General features: G+C 69.9%; 29 protein-coding genes. 13 read left to right on the top strand and 16 right to left on the bottom strand.

Going from position 1 to position 23,863, the window contains the following annotated elements:
* Positions 1-4: 4 nt before the first annotated feature.
* Genes JF886_RS06785 through JF886_RS06775 form a run of 3 tightly spaced genes read right to left on the bottom strand, consistent with a single transcriptional unit; the run spans position 5 to position 1,557 of the window.
* The gene (locus tag JF886_RS06785) at positions 5-880 is read right to left on the bottom strand and encodes a bifunctional 5,10-methylenetetrahydrofolate dehydrogenase/5,10-methenyltetrahydrofolate cyclohydrolase (RefSeq protein ID WP_337310860.1); all 876 of its coding nucleotides are present in this window, start codon (positions 878-880) and stop codon (positions 5-7) included.
* Positions 881-882: 2 nt separating this feature from the next.
* Positions 883-1,251, bottom strand: a complete 369-nt coding sequence (folB, locus tag JF886_RS06780) for a dihydroneopterin aldolase (RefSeq protein ID WP_337310858.1) — start codon at positions 1,249-1,251, stop codon at positions 883-885.
* A gap of 36 nt (positions 1,252-1,287) precedes the next feature.
* Positions 1,288-1,557 (bottom strand): helix-turn-helix transcriptional regulator, encoded by a 270-nt coding sequence (locus JF886_RS06775; RefSeq protein ID WP_337310857.1) that lies wholly within the window; start codon positions 1,555-1,557, stop codon positions 1,288-1,290.
* Positions 1,558-1,711: 154 nt separating this feature from the next.
* Between JF886_RS06775 and JF886_RS06770 the strand changes: the two genes are divergently transcribed.
* Positions 1,712-1,996, top strand: a complete 285-nt coding sequence (locus tag JF886_RS06770; RefSeq protein WP_337310856.1) for a hypothetical protein — start codon at positions 1,712-1,714, stop codon at positions 1,994-1,996.
* 11 nt (positions 1,997-2,007) lie between these two features.
* Here the strand turns inward: JF886_RS06770 and JF886_RS06765 are convergent, their stop codons facing one another.
* Together JF886_RS06765 and JF886_RS06760 are read right to left on the bottom strand one after the other, a co-directional pair.
* On the bottom strand, positions 2,008-3,291 hold the full coding sequence (locus JF886_RS06765; RefSeq protein WP_337310855.1) for a D-alanyl-D-alanine carboxypeptidase family protein: 1,284 nt from the start codon (positions 3,289-3,291) through the stop codon (positions 2,008-2,010).
* Between the two features lie 56 nt (positions 3,292-3,347).
* Positions 3,348-3,662, bottom strand: a complete 315-nt coding sequence (locus JF886_RS06760) for an HU family DNA-binding protein (RefSeq protein ID WP_337310853.1) — start codon at positions 3,660-3,662, stop codon at positions 3,348-3,350.
* A 142-nt stretch (positions 3,663-3,804) separates the two neighbouring features.
* Between JF886_RS06760 and JF886_RS06755 the strand changes: the two genes are divergently transcribed.
* Positions 3,805-4,845 carry a lipid II:glycine glycyltransferase FemX gene (locus JF886_RS06755; RefSeq protein ID WP_337310851.1) on the top strand — a complete coding sequence of 347 codons (1,041 nt, stop codon included), beginning with the start codon at positions 3,805-3,807 and terminating at the stop codon, positions 4,843-4,845.
* A gap of 16 nt (positions 4,846-4,861) precedes the next feature.
* On the opposite strand, the gene JF886_RS06750 is transcribed toward JF886_RS06755, so the two are convergent.
* The 3 genes from JF886_RS06750 to glpX all read right to left on the bottom strand — a co-directional run bounded on the left by JF886_RS06750 (position 4,862) and on the right by glpX (position 7,695).
* The gene (locus JF886_RS06750; RefSeq protein WP_337310849.1) at positions 4,862-5,056 is read right to left on the bottom strand and encodes a hypothetical protein; all 195 of its coding nucleotides are present in this window, start codon (positions 5,054-5,056) and stop codon (positions 4,862-4,864) included.
* Between the two features lie 193 nt (positions 5,057-5,249).
* Positions 5,250-6,551 carry a gluconeogenesis factor YvcK family protein gene (locus tag JF886_RS06745; protein ID WP_337310847.1) on the bottom strand — a complete coding sequence of 434 codons (1,302 nt, stop codon included), beginning with the start codon at positions 6,549-6,551 and terminating at the stop codon, positions 5,250-5,252.
* A 70-nt stretch (positions 6,552-6,621) separates the two neighbouring features.
* On the bottom strand, positions 6,622-7,695 hold the full coding sequence (gene glpX / locus JF886_RS06740; protein WP_337310845.1) for a class II fructose-bisphosphatase: 1,074 nt from the start codon (positions 7,693-7,695) through the stop codon (positions 6,622-6,624).
* Positions 7,696-7,781: 86 nt separating this feature from the next.
* Here glpX and JF886_RS06735 point away from each other — a divergent pair, with 86 nt between their 5' ends.
* The 3 genes from JF886_RS06735 to JF886_RS06725 are packed head-to-tail and all read left to right on the top strand — an operon-like array spanning position 7,782 to position 11,233.
* A complete protein-coding gene (locus JF886_RS06735; protein WP_337310843.1) occupies positions 7,782-9,212 on the top strand; it encodes a magnesium transporter in 1,431 nt (476 codons plus the stop codon).
* Between the two features lie 18 nt (positions 9,213-9,230).
* Positions 9,231-10,601 carry an Nramp family divalent metal transporter gene (locus JF886_RS06730; protein ID WP_337310841.1) on the top strand — a complete coding sequence of 457 codons (1,371 nt, stop codon included), beginning with the start codon at positions 9,231-9,233 and terminating at the stop codon, positions 10,599-10,601.
* Positions 10,601-11,233, top strand: a complete 633-nt coding sequence (locus tag JF886_RS06725; RefSeq protein WP_337310839.1) for a maleylpyruvate isomerase N-terminal domain-containing protein — start codon at positions 10,601-10,603, stop codon at positions 11,231-11,233. Before JF886_RS06730 ends, JF886_RS06725 begins: the two co-directional genes overlap by 1 nt.
* Here JF886_RS06725 and JF886_RS06720 read toward each other — a convergent pair.
* From JF886_RS06720 to JF886_RS06705, 4 genes are all read right to left on the bottom strand, one after another.
* Positions 11,219-12,076, bottom strand: coding sequence for a PfkB family carbohydrate kinase (locus tag JF886_RS06720; protein WP_337310837.1), 858 nt, complete (start codon positions 12,074-12,076; stop codon positions 11,219-11,221). The genes JF886_RS06725 and JF886_RS06720 overlap by 15 nt on opposite strands.
* Before the next feature lie 12 nt (positions 12,077-12,088).
* Positions 12,089-12,472, bottom strand: coding sequence for a hypothetical protein (locus JF886_RS06715; protein WP_337310835.1), 384 nt, complete (start codon positions 12,470-12,472; stop codon positions 12,089-12,091).
* 72 nt (positions 12,473-12,544) lie between these two features.
* Complete coding sequence (locus tag JF886_RS06710) at positions 12,545-13,171, bottom strand: hypothetical protein (RefSeq protein WP_337310833.1); 627 nt, start codon at positions 13,169-13,171, stop codon at positions 12,545-12,547.
* A complete protein-coding gene (locus tag JF886_RS06705; protein WP_337310831.1) occupies positions 13,171-13,353 on the bottom strand; it encodes a hypothetical protein in 183 nt (60 codons plus the stop codon). Before JF886_RS06705 ends, JF886_RS06710 begins: the two co-directional genes overlap by 1 nt.
* A 37-nt stretch (positions 13,354-13,390) precedes the next feature.
* Here JF886_RS06705 and JF886_RS06700 point away from each other — a divergent pair, with 37 nt between their 5' ends.
* Complete coding sequence (locus tag JF886_RS06700) at positions 13,391-13,765, top strand: response regulator (RefSeq protein ID WP_337310830.1); 375 nt, start codon at positions 13,391-13,393, stop codon at positions 13,763-13,765.
* An 8-nt stretch (positions 13,766-13,773) separates the two neighbouring features.
* On the opposite strand, the gene JF886_RS06695 is transcribed toward JF886_RS06700, so the two are convergent.
* Positions 13,774-14,310, bottom strand: coding sequence for a hypothetical protein (locus tag JF886_RS06695; protein WP_337310828.1), 537 nt, complete (start codon positions 14,308-14,310; stop codon positions 13,774-13,776).
* 63 nt (positions 14,311-14,373) lie between these two features.
* Between JF886_RS06695 and JF886_RS06690 the strand changes: the two genes are divergently transcribed.
* Genes JF886_RS06690 through JF886_RS06675 form a run of 4 tightly spaced genes read left to right on the top strand, consistent with a single transcriptional unit; the run spans position 14,374 to position 18,573 of the window.
* Positions 14,374-15,456, top strand: a complete 1,083-nt coding sequence (locus JF886_RS06690) for an isocitrate/isopropylmalate family dehydrogenase (protein WP_337310827.1) — start codon at positions 14,374-14,376, stop codon at positions 15,454-15,456.
* Positions 15,432-16,646: a cysteine desulfurase family protein gene (locus tag JF886_RS06685; protein WP_337310970.1), complete on the top strand. Its 1,215-nt coding sequence runs from the start codon at positions 15,432-15,434 to the stop codon at positions 16,644-16,646. The genes JF886_RS06690 and JF886_RS06685 overlap by 25 nt, the downstream gene beginning before the upstream one ends.
* Positions 16,647-16,658: 12 nt before the next feature.
* Complete coding sequence (locus JF886_RS06680; RefSeq protein WP_337310825.1) at positions 16,659-17,846, top strand: hypothetical protein; 1,188 nt, start codon at positions 16,659-16,661, stop codon at positions 17,844-17,846.
* Position 17,847: 1 nt separating this feature from the next.
* Entirely contained in the window at positions 17,848-18,573 is a 726-nt protein-coding gene (locus tag JF886_RS06675; RefSeq protein ID WP_337310824.1) for a glycosyltransferase family 2 protein, read from the top strand.
* Positions 18,574-18,664: 91 nt separating this feature from the next.
* Here JF886_RS06675 and JF886_RS06670 read toward each other — a convergent pair whose 3' ends face one another.
* The 3 genes from JF886_RS06670 to JF886_RS06660 are packed head-to-tail and all read right to left on the bottom strand — an operon-like array spanning position 18,665 to position 21,926.
* The gene (locus JF886_RS06670) at positions 18,665-19,909 is read right to left on the bottom strand and encodes an NAD-dependent epimerase/dehydratase family protein (protein ID WP_337310822.1); all 1,245 of its coding nucleotides are present in this window, start codon (positions 19,907-19,909) and stop codon (positions 18,665-18,667) included.
* A 2-nt stretch (positions 19,910-19,911) separates the two neighbouring features.
* Positions 19,912-20,883, bottom strand: a complete 972-nt coding sequence (locus JF886_RS06665) for an NAD-dependent epimerase/dehydratase family protein (RefSeq protein ID WP_337310820.1) — start codon at positions 20,881-20,883, stop codon at positions 19,912-19,914.
* A complete protein-coding gene (locus tag JF886_RS06660) occupies positions 20,880-21,926 on the bottom strand; it encodes a lysylphosphatidylglycerol synthase transmembrane domain-containing protein (protein ID WP_337310818.1) in 1,047 nt (348 codons plus the stop codon). The genes JF886_RS06665 and JF886_RS06660 overlap by 4 nt, the downstream gene beginning before the upstream one ends.
* A 71-nt stretch (positions 21,927-21,997) precedes the next feature.
* Between JF886_RS06660 and JF886_RS06655 the strand changes: the two genes are divergently transcribed.
* The 3 genes from JF886_RS06655 to JF886_RS06645 form a co-directional block, all read left to right on the top strand.
* A complete protein-coding gene (locus JF886_RS06655) occupies positions 21,998-22,546 on the top strand; it encodes an RrF2 family transcriptional regulator (RefSeq protein WP_337310816.1) in 549 nt (182 codons plus the stop codon).
* The gene (gene sufC / locus JF886_RS06650; RefSeq protein WP_337310814.1) at positions 22,539-23,357 is read left to right on the top strand and encodes a Fe-S cluster assembly ATPase SufC; all 819 of its coding nucleotides are present in this window, start codon (positions 22,539-22,541) and stop codon (positions 23,355-23,357) included. Before JF886_RS06655 ends, sufC begins: the two co-directional genes overlap by 8 nt.
* Positions 23,354-23,863, top strand: a 510-nt coding sequence (locus JF886_RS06645; protein ID WP_502711406.1) for a Fe-S cluster assembly protein SufB, incomplete at its 3' end; no start/stop codon positions are given. The genes sufC and JF886_RS06645, both read left to right, overlap by 4 nt.

The raw sequence follows: 23,863 nt of genomic DNA, 5'->3' as shown, positions 1-23,863 counted from the left end.
AGCGTCAGCGCGGCGATGCGGGAACGCCGGCGCCGCGCCGCGCCGCACACAGCGCGACGGTGTTGTGCATGAGCATGGCGATGGTCATGGGACCGACACCGCCGGGTACGGGCGTGAGCCAGCCGGCCACCGGCTCGACCGACTCACGGTCGACGTCACCGCGCAGCTTGCCGTCGACGCGCGAGGTGCCGACGTCGACGACGCACGCGCCCGGCTTGACGTAATCGGCGGTGATCATGCCTGCTCGTCCGATGGCGGCGATGAGGATGTCGGCCTCCCGACACGCGGCGGGCAGATCGACGGTGCGGGAGTGGCACATGGTGACCGTGCAATCCGCGTTGACCAGGAGCATGGCCATGGGCCGACCGACCAGCGCGCTGCGTCCCACCACCACCGCGCGGCTGCCGCGCAGCGGCACGTCGTAGCGACGCAACATCTCCATGCAACCCGCCGGCGTGCATGCCACCACCGGCGGCTTTGCGCCCTGGGCGAGCAGCCCCATATTGAGCGGGTGCAACCCGTCCGCGTCCTTGTCGGGGCGGAGCACGTCGAGCACCGCGTCGGGGTCGATCTGCGAGGGGAGTGGCAGCTGCACCAGGATTCCGTCGATGCCGTCGTCGTCGTTCATCCGTTGCACAACGCTGACGATGTCGGCGGTCGAGCTGTCGCCGGGGGGCGTCTGCTGGTCGACTCGCAAGCCCAGCTCCTCTGCGGCCTTTCCCTTGTTGCGGACGTAGATCTGCGAGGCTGGGTTCTCCCCGCAGAGCACCACCCCGAGCCCCGGGCGGATCCCCGATTCGGTCAGCTCACGAGCGCGAGCGCCGACCTCCTCGCGGACTGCCGCGGCCACAGCCCTGCCGTCGATGATCACCGCGCTCATGGCTACCCGCTGTTCCGGTCGCGTTCGATGACCACGGCGAATCGGTTGAAGATGCCCGCCAGCGGAGGCTGCTTGGCGACACGCACCACCACCGACTGGATGCGGTCATCGGTGAGCAGCGCGGCGGCGACCTCCTCGGCGACGGTCTCGAGCAGGTTGTGCTGGCGCGTCTCGACGACATGGCGGACGGCTTCGTAGCAGCGCACGTAGTCGACGGCGTCGTGGAGCTGGTCGCTGCGGCCGGCGGGGCGAAGGTCACTGCGAATCTCGACATCGACGTCGACGCGTCCCCCGAGCGCCCGCTCCGCCTCCACGTCACCGTGGTGCCCGAAGAACTGCAGGCCCTCGAGGAGAAGGCGATCGCTTGCCATCGCCGCGATTGTAGGGAGCGCGTGGTCCGCGCCCGGTCAGCTCGCCTCCGACGTGCGCTCGGGGCGGAGCACCTGCTCACGCTTGGTGAGCGGGTTGACCATCACCACCACGAAGAGATCCTCGAAGTCGCACTGGAACAGCTGCATCAGCGACTGGCGCAGCTTGGGGCCGGGGTTGCGCGTGCCCGCCTCCAGCGCGGGGATGTAGTTCTGGGTGACCCCGAGGCGGCGCGCCAGCTCGCGCTGGGTGAGGTGGTGCCGATCGCGCATGGCGCGCAAACCGGTGGCACGCACCTCGACGTTCATTGCCCGCCGAGGGTATGACGGAAAGGTAGTTTTGTCAACGCGGAATGGCGGCGATGCGAACTAGAGTCGGGGCATGTGCCGCGTCTGCCTGAAGCGCCCGGAGATCCCCGATGAGCGGTACGGCCGATGCGAGAGCTGTGCCAAGAATGGGCGGGTGGCGTTCCGATTCCGGCTGGGTCGGGATCGGAGCGGCGACGGCCTGGTGGTGCGCGCTGGTGAGCTATCACCGCGGGCGCTCCGCCAGAAGTGGCGCGAGCCGCTCGCCGCGTTCAAGGGCCAGGCCGCGGCCAAGCCCCACCTCGGCCTGCACGAGATGGAGCTCATCACCGCGCGGGACCGCCTCGAGTCGGTTCGGATGGCGCAGGACCTCGCGGCTCATGCCGACGAGGCGCTGGCCGCGCTGCGGGCCGCTGCGGAGCGCACCGACGGGGCCTGGTGACCCAACCCCGGTCAGCCGGAGAGCAGCTTCCACCAGGGTGACGGGCCACGGACCGCGCTGACCGTGGCAAGCGTCCAGGTGCCGACCAGGGCACCCTTGAGCGACACGGTGACCGAGCCGGCGCGGGTGCCTGCTGCGGCGGGCACGGTGATGGGGGTCGCGGAGGTGGCCATCGACAGGGTGTCGCCGCTGCGCAACAGCAGGTACCGGTCAGGCCCGGCGAGCTGGAGTGACGAGTAGCCGCCCCACGGCCCGGACACGCGTCCGCGCACCGGGATCGTTCCCGGCCCGAGGTGCACAGTGGTGAAGTCCTTGTACGCGTTGTCGACCGTGGTGCGGGCGACGTCGAAAGCACCACCAAGCTCGGGGTTGACAAGGTCGACGTTGCCGTTCGGGGCCTGGTCGAGAACGGCCCCGACCATGATGAGCGGCGGCGCGCCGGCGACCAACGTGCGCTTGGCGGCGAAGAGCAGGCAGCCTCCTGCGTTCGGCGTCCAGCCGGTCTTGACGCCCACCCAGCCCGGCTCCTCCCCGAGCAGGATGTTGAGGTTCTGCACCGGGGTGCCGTCGGGGAGCCTGGCGCTGCTCGTGGAGACGATGCTCAGAAGCGCGTCATTCACGACCACCTGCTCACCGAGCAGGACGAGGTCGGCGGCCGTCGAGGCGGTGCGCACGTCGAGGCCGTCGGGGTCGGCGAAGTGCGTGTGGAGCATGCCGAGCGCGACGGCGCGGCGATTGAGGCGCTGCACGAAGGCGGCGACGCTGCCGTCGATCCATCGCGCCGCGGTCAGGGCAAAATTGTTCGCCGACGGGAGCATGAGGCCGATGAGCAGGTCACGCTCGCTGAGGCGCTCGCCGAGCGTCACCGGGGCAAATGACCCGTCGCTGGCCCTGATCGAGACATAGTCGCTGACGTCCTGCTGGGTGACAGTCAGCGACGGTCCCGCCTGGTCTGCCGGGAGCGGATGCGCGTCGAGAATGGCCAGCGCGGTCATGGTCTTGGCGACCGAGGCGATCGGCCGCACCGTCTGCGCATCTGCAGACACGAGTTGCGTCACGCTCTTGTCGAAGACCGCGGCAAGGACAAGGCTCCCCTGTTGCGGTGGGTCGATCGGCACGGACGTGTTCGGGCCGGCGGCCAAGGACGCGGTCGAAACGACTTCTGGTGTCAGCGCAGGGATTTGCGCCTGCACCCGCGTCGCCGCAAGCACGCCGCCGGTGCCGACGGCGGCCAGCGCGATGCCGCTCACCAGGACGAGGGACGCGACGCGGACCGGCCGAGCTACGGCGCGCATCCAAACGCCGCCCAGGGACCCCGGCTCGTCACCGGGGCCCCTGCAGGACTACTCGGTCAGCGACTGCCTCGCTTGGCGCCACGTGCGTTCTTCAGCGCACTGCTGAGAGTTGTGCTGGCTGCAAATCGGACCACTCGGCGGGCCGGCACGCTGACCGCCTCACCGGTGCGCGGGTTGCGGCCCATGCGCGCAGCGCGCTGCGCGGTCTTGAAGGATCCGAAGCCGTGAATGCGCACCTCGTCGCCCTTTTCCAGCGCGCCGGAAATAGTGTCGAAGAACCAGCGGACCTCATCGCGCGCAGCGCTCATGGTGATTTCGGCACGTTGGGCAAGCTTCTCAGCAAGGACGTCACGGGTCACAACATTGGCCATCGTCATTCTCCAGGATGGTCGGCGGGGAAACTCGCGGAAGTGTAAGGAAACGCAAGGGCTATTGCCAACCGATCAATTCGCGTCGAGTCCTCTCGAGGCTGTGCTACGGTGGCGCGGTGTCCGACACGCGCGACGTGAAGCGGTGAGGGCGGCGACGCGCAGCGAGATCGGCCGATGGGACGAGCTGATCGTTGCCAACCCTGACGGCGGACACATTCTTCAGACCAGGGCGTGGGGGGAGTTCAAGCGGTCCTGGGGGTGGCTACCGACCTATTGGATCGCCGCTGCCGGCGGCGCTGAGGTCGCCGTCCTGCTCCTGCGCCGCGCCATTCCCGGGTGCGGTGAGCTGTGGTACGCACCCAAGGGTCCGGGCGTGATCGATGCAAGTGCTGTGGTCGAGGTTCTGGCCGATCGCCTGCCGATGCGTGACGCCTTCCTGGTCAAGGTCGAGCCGGAGATCGAGGAGTCTCGAGCCGATCAACGCGCCTGGCGCGGCGCCGGGCTGCGCAAATCAGCCGCCGACGTGCAGATGAGTCGCGCCACCATCATCGTCGACCTCGAGCGCGACGAGGACGCGATTCTCGCCTCGTTCAAGCCCAAGACCCGCTACAACATCCGGCTGGCCGCACGCCGGGGCGTCGAGGTCGCGCCCGTGGAGATGACCGACGCCAACATCGCCACGATGTACTCGCTCATGGGCGCAACCCGCGAGCGTGCCGGGTTCTTCCTTCGTTCGGAGAAGTACTTCCGCGGTTATTGGGAGCTGCAGGCCGCGAGCGGCCAGGCACAGCTGTTCTTCGCCTCGTGGGATGGTCAGGTGCTCGCCGGTCTCTTCGCCACCTTCCTGGGCAGCCACAGCTGGTACAAGGACGGCGGTTCGATCAAGGCCCACAGCGAGCTGATGGCCCCGCACCTGCTCCAGTGGGAGGTGATGCGCTGGCTGCGGGCCCGCGGTGTGCGCACCTACGACCTGGTGGCGGTACCGCCCTCGTCACAGCTCAACGAGCGCCATCCGTTGTACGGCCTGTACCGCTTCAAGTCAGGGTTCAGCGAGACGATCACCGAGTTCGTCGGCACCTGGGACCTGCCGCTGCGCCCCCGCGCGTACAGCGCCTGGAACCGCTGGGGCGAACGAGCAGCCAACACGCTCAATCGCCGCCTCCGGCACGATCTCCTGTACTGAGCGCTGGGTTTCGCCGTCAGTCCAGGGAGAGCGCCGCCGCCAGAGCGCAGCCCGGGCGGTGCCCAGTCCCCTCCGGTGGCCTCGCCCCGGCGCACTCCGGACACGCTCCGATGGACTTGACCGGCGTCAAGCCGCTCCACTGATGCTTCTCGAGCAGCCGAAGCAACTCGGCCACCTCGGCGCGCAAGCGCGCAACCTCATCCTCACTCACTGAGGCGGATCCTAGGGCTGCGAAGGTGCTTCGTCAGCGAGGTATCAACGAGAGTGGGGAGGGGCGGCATCGCGGAGGGAGCATTGCTCGCAGCGACGGAGACCGACTGGGCGAAGCCCAGGGGCTCCGGAAGCGACCGCGAGCACCAGCGACCGGAGCGATGCCGCCCCTCCCCACGGCTTGTGGCTCTGCGTCAGCGCCATATCCTCTTCATGATCACCCGAGCCAATTTCTCAGGATCATGGTGGCTCGACACCGCCGGCGACACGACGTCGGCGAGGATGTAGTGCACCGGCTTGCGCGATGCCTCGTCGCGGTCGAAGAGGATGCGCGACGTCCCTGCGGCCTGGGCTGACGCGGGCAGCGCCGGGGCCAGATTGCTGTTGACGATCACGTAGTCGAAGAGATTGCCGCCGACGTGGTCCTCGATCGCGCTGAGGTGCTCGCTCACCGTGTAGCCCTGAGTCTCGCCTGGCTGGCTGGCGACGTTGCAGACGTACACCTTGATGGCAGGCGTGGCGCGCAGCACCTCGACCATGCCGTCGACGAGCAGGTTGGGAAGGATCGACGTGTAAAGCGAGCCGGGGCCCACGATGACCAGCTCCGCGTCGAGGATGGCCGCCTCGGCCTCGGGATTGATCGGTGGCGAGTCGGGCTGCAGGAAGACGCGGTCGATGCGGTCCTCGCCGACGCCATGGGGGACGTGCGACTCGCCGACTCGCACCGTGTCACCGGAGGTGGCACACAGCACGACATCCTTCAACGTGCTGGGCACGATGGTGCCGCGCACCGCCAGGACCCGGCCGGACTCGCGCAGGGCGTGCTCGAAGTCGCCGGTTATCTCGGCCATGGCCATGATGAAGAGGTTGCCGAAGGAGTGGCCACCGAGCGAACCCTCGCCGGTGAAGCGGTGCTGGAACAGCTGGGTCATCAACGGCTCGGTCTCCGCCAGGGCGGTGAGGCACTGGCGGAAGTCGCCAGGCGGCAGCACCCGGTATTCCTCGCGCAGTCGCCCGCTCGAGCCGCCGTCGTCAGCCACGGTGACGATCGCGACGATGTTGCCGGTGTACTTCTTGATGCCGCGCAGCAGGGTGCTCAGCCCAGTGCCGCCGCCCAGGGCCACCACCCGCGGGCCCTTGGCGAGCTGGCGGTGGGCGTAAAGGTGCTCGATGAGGTTGCGCCGCTCGCTGGTGTTGCCGGCCCGCAGGAAGGGGCCGAGCAGCGACTGGCCGAGCTTGTAGAAGCAGAGCAGGAGGATGCCGATGCCGGCCGCGGCGAAGAGGACGGCGCGCACCGCACGGGGAAGGAACTGCAGGGTGATCTGCTGGACCCACGAGGGGAATCGGACGTCGCTGCTGTAGATGTCGCGGAGCACATAGCCCACCGCCAGGCTGATCATCACGATGCTGACGAAGAGCAGCAGCAGCCAGCGTTTGATGTACAGCCCCGGGGTGAACCAGCGCATCAGCGAGGGGCTCGGGCGAAACACCTTCATGTGTGGCGCGATTGTCCCACGGGAACCAGGTCGGCCAGCGCGCCTCGAGTCCGAGCGGCGCCGCGGCCGATCAGCCGGGCGCCAGTTCCTCCACCCCTTCGGCCTTGCTGGAGATCAGCGCGCTCACGCCAACCGCCTCGGCCTCCTCGCGGCGCATCCGCAGCTTGGCGAGGCTGTGGTAGGCGTCGATGTAGCGGACCGTGCCCGAGTAGCTGCGCATCACCAGGCTCTGGGTGCGGGCGCGGTCGTCGGCGAGGAACCTGACCCCCTCGAGAAGCTCGCCGTCGGTGATGCCGGTGGCGGCGAAGAAGACGTTGTCGCCGGCGACGAGGTCGTCGAGCTCGAGGACGCGGCCGGCGTCCAGCCCCTCGGCCTCGGCCATGGCACGGTCGCTGTCGCGCAGCCACAGCCTTCCCTGCATCGAGCCGCCGATGCATTTGATGGCGCACGCAGCGAGCACCGCCTCGGGAGCTCCGCCGATTCCCATGAGCACGTCGATGCCGGTGCGGTGCTCCATCACCGCCATCACCCCGGCGGCGACGTCGCCGTCCATGATCAGCTTGACGCGGGCGCCGGCAGAGCGGATCTCCTCGAGCAGGTCCTCGTGGCGCGGCCGATCCAACACCACGACCGTGAGGTCCGCAATGTGGCGGTCGTCGGCTTTGGCGATGCGCTTGAGGTTGTTCTTGACGGTATCGGTGATGTCGATGACCTTGGCCGCCTTGGGCCCGACGATGAGCTTCTCCATGTAGGGGATGTGGGTGAAGAACATCGAGCCGCGCTCGGCGAGCGACACGGTGGCGATGCCTCCCGGCAGCCCGCGCGCCACTAGCCGGGTGCCGTCGATCGGATCCACCGCCACGTCCACCCGCGGCGGGTTGCCGTTGCCCACCTGCTCGCCGATGTAGAGCATCGGGGCCTCGTCCTTCTCGCCCTCCCCGATGACCACGACGCCGTCCATGTCGACGAAGTTGAGGCTGCGCCGCATCGAGTCGACCGCCGCGCCGTCGGCGTCGTTCTTGCGATTGCGGCCCATGTACGGCGCCGCCGACATCGCCGCACCCTCGGTGACGCGGACCAGCTCGAGCGCGATGTTGCGATCGATCGGGGTTCCGAGATCACGCGACAAGTTGGGCGGAGGCATTGGCCGCGATCATACCGGCGCCGCCTTCGCGAAGCGAGAGGACACTCAACGACCAGTCCGTCAGCCGCGAGAGGTGCGGCGCCTTCGTGGGACCGAGGGGGATCGGGGACGTCTCCGCAGCGCAAGTTCTGCAGGCGCCCGAGGCCGAGACGGACGCGAACGCGTTCGGCTCGGCCGCCAATGGCGCCGAAGCCTGTTTGCAGCGCAAGGAGATGTCCCCGATCCCCCTCCCGTCCGCTCTAGGTGGCACCATCCCTCTCGCCGTGATCTTCCTCAGCGACTTCCTGCGCGCCGACGTTGTCGACGTCGATCAGCGGACCGTGGGCTCGGTTCGCGATCTCATCGTGCGCATGGGTGAGCCCTACCCGTCGGTCAGCGCCGTGGCCATCAGGGGACGGAGCAGGCAGCTTCCCGCCACCATCGACTGGGGCGCTGTCCGAGCCGGCGAGAGTGGGGAGCTCAGCCTCGACGTGCCCACCTCCGCGCTGCGCCCACACGTTCGCACCGATGGGGAGATCTGGCTGGCGCGCGACGTGCTCGACAAGCAGATCGTCGACACAGACGGGCGCCGCGTGGTGCGCGTCAACGACCTGCAGCTCCAGCCTCAGGACGGCAAGATGCTGCTCGTCGGGGTCGACATCGGTGCCCGCGGCCTGCTCCGCCGCCTCGGCGTCGAGCGCGCCGGCCGCCGGGTCACGCACCTCGTCGGGCGAGACTTCCCGCAGCGGCTCATCTCCTGGGACGCGGTCGACCCGGTGCACAGCGACGAGCAGAGCGTGCGCCTGAAGATCAGTCACCAGAAGCTGGCCAAGATGCACCCGGCCGACATCGCCGAGATCGTCGAGCAGCTCGGCGGCCGTGACCGCGCCGCCATCTTCGCGTCCCTCGACGACGAGGTGGCCGCCGACGTCGTCGAGGAGTCCTCCGAAGAGGTGCAGGCGCAGATCCTCTCGCGCCTGGACGACGAGCGTGCCGCCGACATCCTCGAGGCGATGTCCCCTGATGAGGCGGCTGACCTGCTCGGCGATCTTCCGGAGGAGCGCCGCGAGCAGCTCATCGCCAAGATGGAGGCGGACGAGGCGGAGGACGTCGAGGAGCTGCTCGGCTACGAGGACGACACCGCCGGCGGCCTCATGACCACCGAGTTCGTGGCGGTTCCGGTGACGCTGACCGCACAGCAGACCATCGACAGGTTGCGCGAGCTCGAGCCCGACGCGGAGTCGATCTACTACGTCTACGTTGTCGACGAGGACGAGAAGCTTCTCGGGGTGCTCTCGCTGCGTGACCTCATCGTGGCCCGGCCGGACACCCCGATCGCGGACCTGATGATCAAGCGCGTCGTCGCCGTGCCGCTCGACGCCAGCCCCGAGGACGTGGCCGCGGTGATCGCCAAGTACAACCTGCTTGCCGTGCCGGTGGTCGACGACGAGGACCGCATGCAGGGGATCGTCACCATTGACGACGCCATGGACGAGGTGATGCCCGCCGGAGTGCGGCGGCGGGCGAGGGCGCTGTGATGGGCGTGCGGAGCGGACGTGAAGACCGCCCGTCAGACCAGCCCGCTGCGCCGCCGGGCCGCACAGGCAGTCGCCCAGCGGCGTGAGCGCCGCCGTGCCCAGCCGCGCCGTTTTGGCGGGCTCTGGCGCTACCTCGCGGTCATCGGCCCGGGGATCATCGTGGCCAACGCCGGCAACGACGCCGGCGGCGTGTTCACGTACAGCAACACGGGCGCCAAGTACGGCAACCACCTGCTCTGGGCATTCCTGCCGATCCTCGTCGCTCTGATCATCACCCAGGAGATGGTGGCGCGCCTCGCCGCGGTCACCGGCAAGGGCTTGATGGATCTGATCCGCGAACGCTTCGGCGTGCGCTGGACCCTCTTTGCGTCCGTGGTGGTGCTCATCGCCAACGGGGGCACCACGCTGGCGGAGTTCGCCGGTGTCGCCGGAGGGCTGGGCCTGCTCGGGGTTCCGCTGCCGGTGGCGGTGATCGGCTCGGCGGTGCTGATCGGCGTCGTGGTGATGCGTGGCAACAGGCGAATCGTCGAGCGCATCTTCCTGGCGCTGGGGCTCACCTTCATCTCGTACATCATCGCCGCGGTCACCGTCGGCCCCCACTGGGGAGAGATCGCCCGCAGCGCGGTGGTGCCGGACCTCAGCCACCCCGCATCGGTACCGTCGGCGTCGTACCTCGTGGACGTCATCGCGCTGATCGGCACCTCGATCACACCGTACATGCAGCTCTTCCTGCAGTCCTCGATCGTCGACAAGGGGACCGGCGAGAAGCACCTCCGCATGGTGCGCGCCGACGTCATCAGCGGCTCCATCTTCGCGGTCATCGTGGCCATGTTCATCGTCATCACCACCTCGGCAACGCTGTTCGGTCCGTCGGCGGCGTACCCGCATGGGCTCGGCGGGGTCGGCGTGTCGTCCGCGCAGCAGGCGGCGTCCGCGCTGGCACCGCTCGCCGGTGTGCATGCGACGCAGCTCTTCGCCGTCGGCCTGGTGGGGGCGTCCCTGCTAGCCGCCGCGGTGCTGCCGCTGAGCACCGCGTTCGTGATCTGCGAAGCCTTCGGCGCTGAACGCAGCGTGCAGAGCAGCTTCGCCGAGGCGCCGCTGTTCTTCACGCTCTTCATCGGCATCCTCGCCATCGGCGCCGGGATCATGCTGATCCCCGGGGTGCCGATCGCGGGAGTCGCCATCGGCACGCAGACGCTCGACGGCATCCTGCTCCCCGTCCTGCTCGTCTTCATCATCCTGCTCGCCAACGACAGACGGCTGCTGGGCGCGCGGCGCAACGGTGTCGCCTACAACGTCATCGCGGTCGCGCTGGCCACGGTTCTGATCCTGCTCACCACAGTGCTGGTGCTCACCACCATCTTTCCCGGCTTGATCGGAGGCCAGTGATGCACGAGACCCGGCTGACATTCCTGGCGGCTGCCGCCGAGGCGCGCACCGCGCTCGTCCACGCCGACGTCGAGGCGCGGTGGGACGCGCCCTCGGCGCTGGCGGAGATGACCATCGGAGAGCTGGCCGCGCACCTCGCCCGCGCGGTCATCACCGTGCAGACGTACCTCCGCAACCCCGTGTCCAAGACCGAGGAGCCGATGTCGGCGGTGTCGTACTACGCCGCCATGGAGGGCCTCTCCGACGTCGCCTCGCCGCTCAACGCGTGCGTCCGCAAACGCGCGGCCGAGGGGGCCAGGGCCGGCTGTCGTGACGTCATCGAGTCGTTCGACGGCTCCCTGGCCGAGCTGCACCACGCGCTCACCACCGAGCCCGACGATCGACTCGTCGAGATGATCGGCAACCGCGTCCTGCCACTCGACGAGTGCCTGCTGAGCCGTGTCCTCGAGCTGACCGTCCACACCGATGACCTGTGGGTCAGCATCGGCCGGCCCACGCCGGTGCTCACCGGCATGCAGCCCACCATCCGGCTTCTCGTCGACATCGCCGAGATGCGCCACGGAGAGCTTGCGGTGCTCCGCGCTCTCAGCCGGCGTGAGCGCGACCCCGGCGACGCCTTACGGGTGCTGTAACCCGGCCAATCCGAACTCCGAGATCGCGTCCGCAGCGCAGCGCAGGCCGGCGTCGAGCGCGGTGATGAAGAAGTCGGCGTCGTCGCGCTCGGCGGCAGCGCAGGCGCCGAGAAACCCGCCGGCGAGGGCATCGCCGGCGCCGGTTGGGTCGACCACCTTCTCGACCTTAGCCGGCGGCCGGGAGATGACCCCGTCATCGGTGACCAGCGCGGCCCCGGTGGGCCCACCCTTGACGACGACCGCGCGCAGACGACCCACCCCGCACATGGCGATCGCCTCCTGGCGCCAGGTGGTCACCGGTGCGCCGGTGAGGCTGGCCAGCTCGCTCCGGTTGAGGAAGAGGACGTCGCAGGCGTGCACGACCTCACGGACGGCATCGCGCTGCGGACCCGTGTACTCGGTCATCGAGTCCGCCCCGATCAGGCGGGCGCCGCTCTGCTCGAGGACCTCGCGCTGGAGGGACGGTCGCAGGCTGGCGAGGAACAGCACCGGCGCGGTGGCCGCCGCCTCGGGAAGGCATGGTCGCCACTCCGGATCGCAGCCCTCGTCGCTGCTGGTGTCGACAGCGACCCAGTGTTCGAAGTCGTGGCGCGCATGCCAGGCAAAGGTGGCGCGGTCGCTGACCACCAGGCCGTCGCGACGGACGCCCGCCTCATCGAGAAGCGCTGCAAAGCCTGCGGCCCTGTCGCCACCGACGATCCCATTGAGGTGGACGATGGCGAACCGCGCGGCGGCGAGCGCGAAGTACACGGCGGAGCCCCCAAGCTGTTCGGGGCTGTGCCCCGCCGGCGTGGTGATCTCGTCGACGTGGACGGTGCCCGCGACCGCGATGTCCCACGCCACAGCGGGTCGCGGTCAGCTGCGGAAGAGGGGGATGATCCGAGCGGTCATGGGAATGCGCTCGTGGCGGGCGCGCTCGAGCAGCAATCCCTGGCTTGAGAAGAGAACGTCGGCGACGTGTCCGGGTTCGCGGTTGATGCCGAGCTCATCGCGCAGAGCGGGATCGAGCGCGCCGACGAAGCGCACCACCGCGCTCCAGAGCTGTGTCGGCAGCAGACGGTCACCGCGCTCGCGACAGCGCTCGATGAGGTCGACGAGCGCGTCGGACTCGCGCAGCAGAAGCCGGGTGCGCCCCACGCGCGGCCGCCGCCACACGGCGTGGCGGTCGATCCGGCGCAGTTCGAGCACGGTGCGCTCGAGCGGGCCTGCGCTGCGGCGCGGAAGCGCTGCGTTCTCCATCCGGGGCATTGTACCCACGGCCACCCGGCCCCACCCCGTCTTTACAGCGCAGCTCGACGTTGTTACAGCGAGCTAGCGACCGGCACCCGCGGTCGGATAACACAGGGACCGCCACCCGCCCTGGAAGGCGACAAGGTGCACGGTGCGGGGGACGCTGGCGCTCCGCGTGCCGTCACCCATCTCGTACAGCACGTCGAGCTCGGCGGCGTGCTCGTGGACCATGCCCGAGTCGGGATCGCGCCAGTTGTCGAGCTGGCGCACCTCGGTGACACGCACGCCGCGCAGCTGCACCAGCGCTCCGATGCGCTGCGCGTCGATGAACGCCTGCAGCGATCCCCAGCTCTGCTGACACTCGGGGCTGAGCAGCGCGTAGGCGCGGCGGTACTGGCGCGCGCGCATCAGCTCGACAAAGACGGCTTCGCTGAACGCCGGGTTGGCACGCGGCCGCGACGAACCGGCGACGCCGCGTTCGTGGTCGGCGACCAGCGTGGCTGCTCGCCGCGTGGGCAGCTCGGGAGCGGCGTCGTCGGCCTCCACGAGGGTGGCGGGAGCGATCGCCCCTCTGCTCCAGAAGGTTCGCGTGTGCGCGTCGACGAGGTGGGGGCGCTCGGCGGCCGGGAGGCGGCCCATGGGTCCCCGCTGGCGCGCCGGCGCGTGGTCGCGGTCGAGCAGCCGCCGCAGCAGACCCGGGCGGCGCATCAGTCGGCGGCGGCGCGGATCACGGCGTTGACGTCGGACAGGCGGATCCGATCCTTCTCCAGGAGGGCTTCGAGCGCGTCGCGTACGCGCACCAGCGCGGGCACGGAGAGCTCGGGGAGTCGGGCCTGCAGCCGGCGCAAGCGCGCCGACGCGGCGGGGATGGCGGGCTCGCTGCGCGGCATCACCAGCAGTGTAACCGGCTCGCTACCATCCGCCCCGATGGGTGACGCCGCGCAGATCCTGCTCGCCGAGGACCAGGCGTCGGTCGCCGCTCCGGTGGTGAGCTGGCTGGTCGAGGCCGGTCATCGGGTGCGCTGGGTGCGCGAGATGCGCGAGCTGCGCCAGGCGATGGAGGATGACCCTCCCGACCTTCTCCTGCTGGACACCACACTCGACACCGACGGGCTCGAGTATTTCCAGGCGGTGCGCTTCGCGCCCGAGCATCCCCGCGCCGGTGTGATCATCCTCACCCCGCCCGGCGATGTGCGCACCAAGGAACGCGCCCAGCAGCTCGGTGCCGCCGCGGTGATGGCCAAGCCGCTCGACGGGGACGCCCTGGTCGCCGTGGTCGGCGACCTACTCTCGATGATCTGAGAAGCGCCTCAGCGCATTGCCTGGATGACGATGAGCGCGGCGCTGCTCGCCGCCCAGAACGCGATCGTGCCGACGACGTAGGCGGGAATCCGGGTTTCACCGACGCTGTACCAGGCGATCACCCGCTGCCCGGTCATGGCGACGATCACCGCGGCATCGACAAGCAGCACCAGGACTGCGCTGAGCGCGCTGATCTGGAGCCCCTGGCCGGGCAGCACGGCGGCGAGCAGCAGAGACACCGCCCCGATCGCGATCGCCGTTCCAAGAGTGACCATCTGGGCGATGCGCACCCAGCGGTGGCGGCGCGTCAGCAGCGTGGCCAGGATGATGAGCAACGCCGCGAATGACGCCGAGGACACCGCCGCTAGGACCTGCTCACCGAGGCCCACGCTGACCAGGCGGCTGCCGACGGTCACCTGGCCGCCGAACGCTGCCAGGGCACCGAGCAGCGCCAGCAACGCGCGCACCATGTCCCAGCTGTATGCGACCAGGATCGCCGCCGGCCTGCGCTCCTCCTCGGCGGCTGTGGGCGCGGGGCTCTGCACGCGCCGATCATAGGCAGGGACGGGGCTGCGACCGGCGGGCGGACGCGGCTACGCTGTGGCGCGATGAGCGCAACCATCGCCGTCCTCGAAGGGGACCAGACCGGCCAGGAGCTGCTCGACGAGGCGCTGCGCGTCATCGCTCCCGAGGTCATCGGCATCGAGTTCGATCTGCGCCGCTTCGACCTCTCCCTGGAGAACAGGCGCGCCACCGACAACGGCGTGGTGCTCGAAGCGGCCGACGCCATGGTGGAGTGCGGTTTCGGCATCAAGGCCGCCACCGTCACGCCCGAGACGGCGGGCGACGTGCGCAGCCCCAACGCCGTGCTGCGCCAGCGGGTCGGCGGCAAGGTGATCCTGCGCACCGGCAGGCGAATCCCCGGCGTGCCCTCGATGGGTGGCGTGAGCGCTCCCATCAGCGTGGTGCGCATGGCGGTCGACGACGCCTACAACGCCACGGAGTGGCGTGAGCAGTCGAACGGCGACGAGGTAGCCTTCCGCACCGAGCACATCTCGCGCGCGACGTGCCGCGCGGTCAGCGAGTTCGCGTTCGCGCAGGCGCGGCGCACCCATGCGCGCGTGTTCGGCGGTCCCAAGTACACCGTCTCACCGGTGTACGAGGGCATGCTCAAGGAGGAGATGGACGCGGCGGCGGCGCGCTACCCCGACGTCGCCTACGAACCCCAGCTCATCGACGCGACCTATGCGCTGCTGCTCACCCATGGCGGTGACGCGCTGGTCATCCCCTCGCTCAACCGCGACGGTGACTGCCTCAGCGACTTCGTGCTCCAGCTGTTCGGGAGCATCGCGGGGGCCGAGTCGCTGCTGCTCGGTTTCACCGAGGACACAACCAAGCCTGACGTGGTCATGGCCGAAGCGCCCCACGGCACCGCGCCCGCGCTGCAGGGGAAGAACATCGCCAACCCGATGGCGATGATCCTCGCCGCGGCCTCATTGCTCGGTTTCATGGCCGACGCGCAGGGCAAGGTGGTGTCGCGGGCCATCTACGAGGCCACCTTCGAGACAGTCCGCGCCGGCACCCGCACCGCCGACCTCGGTGGCCACGCCTTCACCGACGAGTTCACCAACGCGGTCATCGAGGCGGTGCGCAACAAGCTGGAGCTCTGGGGCTCTCTGGGGATGAGCTGATCGCGCCGCACCGCATCTATCTCGACCACGCGGCCACCACCCCGCTGGCACCCGAGGTGGTCGAGGCGATGCTTCCGTTTCTCGTCGAGCACTGGGGCAACCCATCGTCGCCACACGGCCGCGGCCGCAACGCACGCAGCGCCGTGGACGGGGCGCGTGATCGCCTCGCCACCGTCCTGGGATGCATGCCCCGCGAGCTCACCTTCACCAGCGGCGGCACCGAGGCGGACAACTTGGCGGTGCGCGGGGTGCTGCAGCGCTGGGGCGCGGAGCGGGGCCGCCACCTCGTGGTCAGCGCCATCGAGCACGAGGCGGTGCTCACCACCGTGGCCCAGCTCGGCGAGCGCGGCGAGGCCGGCGTCACCGTGGTGCCCTGCGAGGCCGACGGCTGCGTCGACCCGGAACGGATCGCAGCGGCGGTGCGCGACGACACCGTGCTGGTGTCGCTGATGCTCGCCAACAACGAGGTCGGCGCGGTGCAGGACGTGCATGTCGCGGCAGGGCTGGCGCGTGCGCGCAACCCGCGGGTGCTGGTGCACAGCGACGCCGTGCAGGCGCTGGGCAAGGTGCCGATTGACCTCGCCGCGCTCGACGTCGACCTGCTCAGCGTGTCCGCCCACAAATGCTACGGACCCAAGGGCAGCGGCGCGCTGTACGCGCGCTGGGGGACGCACCTGACTGCCCAGCTCGACGGCGGCGGCCAGGAGCGTGGACGGCGCAGCGGCACCGAGAACGTTGCCGCCATCGCGGGCTTCGCCTGTGCGGCCGAGCTGGTCGAGCGCGAGCGCCCCGAGCAGGCGGTGCGCCAGGCGGCCCTGCGCGACGGCCTGGAGACGGCGGTGCTCGAAGGTGCGCCGCACACCCGGGTGGCGGCGCGTTCCGCCGTTCGTCTTCCCAACCTGAGCGCCCTGCTCGTCGACGGCGCGTCGGCGGACTCGCTGGTCGCCGCGCTCGACGTCGCCGGGGTCGAGGTCTCCAGCGGCTCGGCGTGCTCGAGCGGAGCAGCGCAGCCGTCGCACGTGATGGTGGCCATGGGCGAGGACCCCCGCGCCACCGCGCTGATCCGCCTCAGCCTCGGCCGCGATACGTCCGCCGACGAGATGCGCGAGGCGGCGGAGCGGATCATCACGGCTGTCGGCGTGGCCCTCGCGCCCCGCTCGGCGCCGGCCGCAACGTTCCCGCGGCGCTAGCGGCAGCCCAGCGTGAGGCGAGCCCCGGCGCTGCTCGTCGCTGCGGCCGCAGCCGCGTACGCGGTGATCACGGTGACGTACGCGCTGAGCGTTCCGGTGGGCAGCTCCGCCGACGAGCTCGCCCATCTCAACTACGCGCGGCTCATCTCCGACCACGCCGCGCTGCCCGGCGCCACGGTCACCGAACGCCAGCAGCCACCTCTCTACTACCTGGCCGGGGCGGCGCTGCTGCGCCTCGGTGCCGCGCCCGTGGCGCTGCGCTTCCTCTCCATCGTTCTCGGCGTGCTCGCGCTGGCGTGCGTGGCACTCACGGTGCGGCGGCTGGTCCCCAGCCGGCCGTGGCTGGCAGCAGGGACCGGGGCGGCACTGGCGCTCCTCCCCGGCTTCCAGTTCGTCTCCGCGTCGATCACCGACGACAGCCTGGCGACGCTTGCCGGGGCGTTGCTGCTTCTTGTGTCCACGCACGTCGCGTTCGCGCCGGCGCCCACCCGGCGGCTCCTGCTGGCCGTCGGCGGCAGCATCGCGCTGGGGCTGCTCGCCAAGGAGACGGACCTGCCGGTGATCATCGTGCTCGCCGCCGTCGTGGTCTGGCGCTGGCGCCACCTATTCGCACCGGCCGACCTGCTGCCCGTCACGGCGCCGATCGTGGTGATCGCGGGCTGGTGGTACGCGCGCAACCTCGTCTCCTTTCATCGCCCGCTGCCGCCGCTCACGCCGATCGGCGTGCCACCGCACAAGCTGCGCACCGTCGCCGAGCTGCGCGCCTTCCTCACCCAGTCGCTCCACGGCCTCTTCAGCCCGGAGCGCTACCAGGGCTCACCGGTGGTGCTGCCGCCGGCCGGGCGTCTTCTCCTGGCGGCGTTCGCGGTGGTTGTCGCCGGCCTGGTCGTGGCCGGGATGGTGCTGGCTGCGCGATCCTGGGCGCGATGGGAGGCCTCACGCAGGGTCGCTGTGAGTGCCTACGCGCTGGCGGCGCTCGGAGCGGGAGTGTTCTCGATCGGCAACGCGCTGCTTGTCGTCTTCCAACCCCAGGGGCGGTACCTCCTGGTGGCCGTCGCCGGGCCGCTGCTGGCGCTGGTCTGGGCGATCGTGCGCCTGGCCCGCGCCCGGGCCACCATGGTGGCCGTGTCATCGCTCTGCGCGGCCGCGGCCATGACGCTCTCGATCATGGGGCTGACCACCGCGATCGTGGCGGGATGACATGACCGCACGCCTCCCCGAGCTCAGCCTGGTCCTCCCCGCTCACAACGAGGTCGAGAACATCCGCTGGTTGCTGCCGCACCTGGCCACAACTCTGCCGACCCTGGCCGACCGCTTCGAAGTGGTGCTCGTCGACGACGGCAGCACCGACGGCAGCGGCGCCACCGCGACCGAGTTGGCCACGCAGCTGGGCATGGAGCTGCACATCGTGCGCCATGAGCGCAAGAGCGGCTACGGCGCCACCGTCGGCGACGGGCTGCGCGCCGCGAGGCTGTCCCACGTCGCCTTCACCGATGCGGACGGCCAGTTCGAGGTGGCCGATTTGGCGCTTTTGCTGCCGCTGCTCGCCGACGCCGACCTGGTGGGTGGGTGGCGCGAGGAGCGCAACGATGCGGCCATGCGCTCGGTGGTGAGCTGGGTGTTCAACACCCTGGTGCTGCTGCTGTATCGACTGCCCTACCGCGACATCGACTGCGCCATGAAGGTGATGCGCCGCGAGGTGCTCGACTCCATGGAGCTGCACGCCCGCAGCGCGCTGATCAACACCGAGCTCTACTACAAGGCCCGCTACGCGGGCTTCCGCATCGCCCAGCACGCAGTCCCGCACCACCCTCGCCGTGCCGGTCGCCGTTCCGGGGCGCGCCCGCGGGCCATAGCGCGGGCCATCAAGGAGTTGATCGTCTTCCGCTGGACGATGCGACGATCGCTGCCGAACCGCCTGCAGTGACGAAACGAAGGGGGAACTTCGTTCCCCCCTCGGGCACCCCCCATTCAGCGGTGTCACTTCCGGCGACATGAAGTCGCCTGCAGTGACTCTCTCAGAGCGCTGGCGCGGCTACCCGATCGTCGACGGCATCCTCGATTTCGAGTGCTGCAGTGGAGGCTGGCTCGGTCGAGCGGTACACCTCACCGCCCTTGCGCCAGTCGACCGCGGTCACCAGCGTGTGCGGGCGGACCCGCGAGGCATGGCGCTCAACGGTGTGGATGACGTCCTCGATGAGGGTCTCGGCGAGGGCGTGGGGATGCAGGCCGAGGTCGAGCAGGTGCTGGTGCTTGGCGTTGTAGTAGTGACCCTCGAGCTCGACGCGCGGGTTGGGCTGGTGGACGATCTCCGTCTTCAGGCCATGGGCGGCGCGGGCGTCGTGGACGCGGTTGGCAAGGTCGAGGATGCTGAACTGCTCGGTGAACTGGTTGAAGACGCGGAACTCGGCGGCGTCCGGTGGGTTGAGGCAGGCGAGCTCGACGCAGGCCACGGTGTCGCGGATGTCGAGGAAGCCCCGGGTCTGGCCGCCCTTGCCGTGCACGCTGAGTGGCTGGCCGATCGCCGCCTGCACGCAGAAGCGGTTGAGCACCGTTCCCCAGATGCCGTCATAGTCGAAGCGGGTGGCGAGGTCGCGATGCAACGCGGTCTCCGGTGTGCTGGCGCCGTACACCACGCCCTGGTTGAGGTCGGTGGCGCGCAGCCCCCAGATGCGGCAGGTGAAGGCGATGTTGTGGCTGTCGTGCACCTTGCTGAGGTGGTACATCGATCCCGGCTGCTTGGGGAACGGGAGCCGGTCGGTGCGCCCGTTGTGGGTGATGTCGATGAACCCCTCTTCGATGTCGATGTTGGGGGTGCCGTACTCACCCATGGTGCCGAGCTTCACGAGGTGACAGTCCGGTGCATGGTCGCGCAGCGCGAAGAGCAGGTTGAGGGTGCCGACCACGTTGTTCACCTGGGTCTCGACCGCGTGGGCGCGGCTGATCATCGAGTACGGTGCCGAGCGCTGCTCGGCGAAGTGGACGACCGCCTCGGGCGCGGTGCTGCGGATCAGCTGGGTGACCGCGTCGGCGTCGCAGAGGTCGATCTTCCGCCAGTCGATCCGGTGACCGCTCAGCTCCGACCAGCGATCGACGCGCCGCTCCATCGAGGCGATCGGCACCAGGCTGTGGGTGCCGCAGCGGCGATCCCAGCGCCGCCGCACCATGTTGTCGACAGCGACCACGTCGTGGCCTTTGGCACAGAGGTGCAGCGCCGTGGGCCAGCCGAGGTAGCCGTCGGCGCCGAGGACGAGGATCCGCACGTTCAGGGGACTCCCGGGGAAACGGTGGCGGCGACGGCGGGCGCGCGTGACGCGAAGAACTCCGCGGTGCGTGCCAATCCGTCCATCAACGAGGTCTGTGCCCGCCAGCCTAGCCACCGCTGTGCCCGCGACGCATCGAGAGCCGCGCGGCGCACCTCGCCGGGGCGCGACAGCTGGCTCTCGATGCCCGCGGTCGAACCGGTGAGCTCGACCAGTCCGTTGACGATATCTCGCACCGAGGTCTCCCTGCCGGTGCCGACGTTGACCGCGCCGCCGCGCCGGCTGTTCACCGCCGCAACGGTGGCGTCCGCCACGTCCTCGACGTACACGAAGTCACGGGTCTGGAGGCCGTCGCCGTAGATGACCGCCGAACGCCCGGCGAGCAGCCGGGTGGCCGTGATCGCCACGACCCCAGCCTCTCCAGTGCCGTCCTGGCGCGGGCCGTAGACGTTGCCGTAGCGAAGCGCCAAGGTGCGCACTCCCTGCTGGGCGATGGTCGCGAGGTACGTCTCCTCGCAGAGCTTCTCCGCTCCGTAGGCGGAGCGCGGCGCGGGACGCAGCCGCTCCGGGGCGGGGAGCACCCTGGGGTCGCCGTACACGGCACCACCGGAGGAGGCGATGACCACCGACGCGCAGCCGGCCGCCTGCGCCGCAGCGAAGCAGCCGACCGACTCGGCGAGCACGTCCCGGATGTGGCCGGCCGGATGTCGCAGGGCCCGGTTGACCCCGCCCTTGGCGGCGAGGTGGACGAGCGCCTGCGGACGGAAGCGCTCCAAGGCAGCCCTGGCCGCGTCCGAACCGCCGCTGGCCTCTAGCAGCTCCACCGCCGCGGGGAGCGGGACCCCGCAGGGGTGCGAGAGATCGTCGATGACCAACACCGTCAAGCCACCCCGCACCAGCCGCTCGACGACGTGGGTCCCGATGAACCCCGCGCCGCCGACAACGGCGACGCGGCCGGGGCGCCGATCGCTCACGAGGCGGCTGCTCGGGCCGCTCCCCCGCTGCTCAGCCGCAGGTACGCGACGGCCCCGGCGAGTCCCAGCGGGGCAGTGACCGCAAGCCTGGTGAGCAGCGTGATGGCGAGCGCATCTTCCGCGGAGGCCCCCGTGTGCACGAGGAAAGCGAGGAGGACGGCGTCCGCGGGGCCGATGCCGAACGGCAAGCTCGAGACACTCCCAACGACCTGCGCGAGCGCGAATGCCGCGGCTGCGAACCAGAGTGGCAGCGTCACTCCGACCCCGTCCGCGAGGAGCGCGATCTGAAACCCGCTGACTGTCACCACCGCGATGGTCAGTAACGTGAAACGCACCGTCAACCGCCCGTCCCCGCCGAGCCGCCAGAGCTGACCCCCGGCATGCACAAGACGATCGCGCCACCCCCGTGAGGCCGCGAAGCCGCCGGCCTGGGGAGCCGCGCGGCGAACCAGTCGGACCATCAGCCAGGGAAGCGCGAGCAGGACCAGCCCGGCCGCCGCCGCCCCGGCGAGCTCCGGCCCCTCGGCAACGAATGGCGCGGCACAGACCGCCCCGAGGACCACGAGCTGGCCGAAGCTGAAGATGCGCTCGTACAGCACGGTCACAACCCCTGGCGTCAGGGGAACCCCGTCGTGCCGGCGCCACAGGTACGGACGGACGAAGTCACCGGCGGCGACCGGGCTCACCCAGCTCAGCACCTGGCCGGCGAGCTGGGTGGCCGCCATGCGCCGGGGTGGAACCCGGTGGCCGAGAACCGAGAGGACGGTCTGTGATCGAGTGGCACGCAGCCACGTCGCCACGACGTTGACGGCGATCGCCGCGACCAGCGGTGGCCACGGTTCTTCTGTTGCGATGCGGAGGGCGGCGGGGAGGTCGACGCGCCGGAGCAGGATGGCCAGCGCCGCCAGGCTGACCACGATCGAGATGATCCTGGTGATTCGTGCGATGAGCACACGTCGCTGCCTCGAGGTGCCGTCGGTCAGCCCGTCGACCGGCGCGGCGGCGGGGGCGGCAGGGGCAAGGTCGATCAGCGGTGTACTCACAGGGCGGCGGACCTGCCCGCGAGTATGTCGGATGAACCGACCGCCTGAGCCTCCGACGTATAATTCTGACCATGACGGTCGGAATTTCGCCAGCACAGCTTCCCCAGCCATCCGCGACCCGTCGCGACGCCGCCTCGAGCACCTCATTCTCGATGCGGGTCAGCTCCAAGGCGCACTACGGGCTGCGGATGATGACCGAGTTCGCCCGTGCCTACGGCAAGGGCCCACTCAGCATCGCCGAGGTGGCGCGCGTCGAGCACCTGCCGCTCGCCTACCTCGAACAGCTCGCCGCCCAGCTGCGTCGCGCCGCCCTCGTCGAGAGCACCCGCGGGGTGCACGGCGGCTATGCCCTGACCCGGCCACCTGAGCAGATCTCCGTGCTCGAGGTCATCCACTCGGTCGAGGGCGAGGTGTCACCGGTTGAGTGCGTCTCGTCCGAGTACGTCAGCGGCGCGTGCGCGCGCGAAGGCGACTGCGCCTCGCGCGGTCTCTGGCAACGTCTCAAGGAGAGCATCGACGCGGTGCTGCGCCAGACCACGCTCGCCGAGCTTCTCCACGACCAGTCGTTGCTGGCCGCGATGGCCCCCGCCGACGCCCACCCACAGACAGCTGATGCCTGAGAACGCCGCCGCCGCCGCCGCCCTCGTCGTCCGCGGGCTCGCTGTCTCCGTCGAAGAGAAGGAGATCCTGCGCGGCGTCGACCTCTCCGTGCCCGCCGGCGAGATCCACGCGCTGATGGGCCCCAACGGCTCCGGCAAGAGCACGCTCGCGTACACGCTCAGCGGACATCCCAAGTACACGGTCACCTCCGGCAGCGCCACCTTCGGAGGCGAGGACTTGCTGGCGCTCCCCGCGGATGCGCGGGCACGCCTCGGTGTCTTCCTCTGCTTCCAGTACCCGACGGCGATCCCCGGCGTCACCACCGTCAACTTCATGCGCGCGGCGCTTCGCGCCCAGGGCAAGGAGATGCCGGCACGCGAGTTCATCCGCCGCCTCAACGAGGAGATGGCTGCGCTGAAGATCGACGAGAGCTTCCGCGCTCGCTACATCAACGACGGTTTCAGCGGCGGTGAGAAGAAGCGCGCCGAGGTACTCCAGATGGCGATGCTGCGGCCGCGCCTGTCGATCCTCGACGAGACCGACTCGGGGCTCGACGTCGACGCGCTGCGCACCGTGGCCAACGGCGTCAACCGGCTCGCCGGCCCGGACATGAGCGTGCTGGTGATCACCCACTACCCGCGCATCCTCGAGTTCCTCAAGCCCGATCGCGTGCACGTGCTCCACCAGGGTCGGATCGTCACGTCCGGTGGCGCGGAGCTGGCGCGTCAGATCGAGAGCGAGGGGTACGAACCGATCATCGGGCCGGTCGCCGCTCAGGCGGCCGCCTCCCATACGTCACTGACCGGCGTGGTCGCGGAGGCACAGGCATGACCGTCCAGGCACACGAGCTGACCAAGGATTACCAGTACGGCTTCCATGACGTCGACATCTCCGTCTTCCGCACCGAGAAGGGCCTGTCGCCGGAGGTGATCGCGGCCATCTCCGACCACAAGAGCGAGCCCGAGTGGATGCTCAAGTTCCGCCTCAAGGCGTACGACCACTGGATGAAGCGCCCGATGCCGACGTGGGGCGCGGACCTCTCCGGAATCGACTTCGACGACATCTACTACTACGTCAAGCCTGCCGGTGAGCAGGCGCGCTCGTGGGACGACGTCCCCGAGTCGATCAAGAACACCTTCGATCGCCTCGGCATCCCCGAGGCCGAGCGCAAGTTCCTCGCCGGCGTGTCGGCGCAATACGACTCCGAGGTCGTCTACCACAACATCCGCGAGGACCTCGAGAAGCAGGGAGTCATCTTCTGCGACTGCGACACCGGTCTGCGCGAACACCCCGAGATCTTCCGCAAGTACTTCGGCACGGTGATCCCACCCAACGAC

The organism is Candidatus Aeolococcus gillhamiae (assembly GCF_016464765.1).
Lineage (GTDB): Bacteria > Chloroflexota > Dormibacteria > Aeolococcales > Aeolococcaceae > Aeolococcus > Aeolococcus gillhamiae.
Note: the sequence above shows the minus strand (reverse complement) of the source record. Positions and strands in the feature narration are given on the sequence as shown.